This is a genomic window from Streptomyces sp. UNOB3_S3 (assembly GCF_020740895.1).
Taxonomy (GTDB): domain Bacteria; phylum Actinomycetota; class Actinomycetes; order Streptomycetales; family Streptomycetaceae; genus Streptomyces.
In genome coordinates this window covers 1-1,455 of the sequence record NZ_JAILXP010000681.1, presented here as the reverse complement: position 1 = coordinate 1,455, position 1,455 = coordinate 1, and the positions used below count along the sequence as shown (strand labels likewise).

The 1,455-nt window shown below is 76.8% G+C and carries 1 protein-coding gene; it reads left to right on the top strand.

Annotated elements, in window-relative coordinates:
• Nucleotides 1-1,070, top strand: a 1,070-nt coding sequence (locus tag K6I33_RS34985) for a cytochrome P450 (RefSeq protein ID WP_229358822.1), incomplete at its 5' end; no start/stop codon positions are given.
• Nucleotides 1,071-1,455 lie beyond the last annotated feature (385 nt).

The following is a 1,455-nucleotide window of genomic DNA, read 5'->3' as shown; positions in this document are numbered from 1 at the left end:
GCGCGGGCCGCCCCAAGCCGGACTCCCCGGCCCAGCGGGCCCGGGCCTGCCTCGCCCGCCACATGCTCAACTCCGACGCCCCCGACCACCTCCGGCTGCGCCGGCTGACCACGGCCGCGTTCACCCCGCGCCGCGTGGACGCGCTCCGCCCGAGGATCGAGCGGCTGACCGACGGCCTGGTCGCCGAGGTGTCCGGGCTGCTCACGGGCGGGAGGACCGCCGATCTGGTGGACTCCTTCGCCTTCCCGCTGCCCGTGCTCGTGATCGGCGAGGTGCTGGGTGTGCCCGAGGCCGACCGGGCTTCCTTGCGGGAGTGGACCTACCGGGTCGGCTCGCCCGCCGACGCCCTGGAGCGGGGGGCGACCGACCAGGCGTGGGCAGCGCTCCACGCGTACTTCACCACGCTGATCGCCCACAAGCGGCGCTCCCCGGGCGACGACCTCTTCAGCGCGCTGGTGCACGACGCGAGCGAGGGCGGCCTCGACGACGGCGAACTGCTGGCCATGGCCTTCCTGCTGCTCTTCGCGGGCTACGAGACGACCATGAACCTGCTGGCCTCCGCGTCGCTGCTGCTGCTCACCCACCCCGCAGAGCTCGCCGCCGCCCGGGAGGGCGGCGAGGCGCGCTGGGCCGCCGTGGTCGAGGAGACCCTGCGGCACGCCAGCCCCCTGGAGGGCACGACCTGGCGGCGCACGACCGAGCGCGTCGACCTCGGCGGGGGAGCGGTGATACCGGCGGAGGAGTCCGTGCTCGTCGTGCTCGCGGCGGCGGGCCGCGACCCGGAGCGCTTCCCCGACCCGGATGCCTTCCGGCCCGCCCGCCACCTCGCGGGCGCGGCGGCGGACGGCGATGCGGAACGGGCCGCCCCGCACCTCGCCTTCGGCCATGGCCCGCACTTCTGCCTCGGCTCCCGCCTGGCCCGGATGGAGGCGGCGATCGCCCTGCCGCGGCTCTTCGGCGCGCTCCCCGGCCTGGCCCTGGCCGCCGAGCCGGAACGGCTGCCGTACCGCCCGGGCCTCCTGGTGCGCGGTCCGCGCGAACTCCCCGTCACCCACGCCCCACGGCGTTGAGGTCCCCTGCCCCTCCGCGCCGACGCCCAATCGCCGGGCGGGCGTTGTTCATCAGGACGGGTGGACGGACACCGGGATGCCTTGCCGGTCACCCTCCGTGTCCGAGACGCTCCGTTCGGTAAGTATGCTCGTCGTGTCGCGGGCCCCACGGGGCGCCGGACCGACGCGCTCCGGTGATGCGCGTCCGTACCGAGCCCGTATCGAGCCCGTCGGCAGGTGACCCATGCGAGCCGTCCGGTCCGCCCTGGCCGCCCTGGTGGCGGCCCTCCTCGTCACGCTGTCCGCCGTGGCCGCGCCCGCCGCCGCCCGGACCGCCCCCGGCGGCCCGGACGGCACCGCGATCGAGGTCGCCCCCGGGGTGCGGCTCCGCGCGGAGGTGTACGGG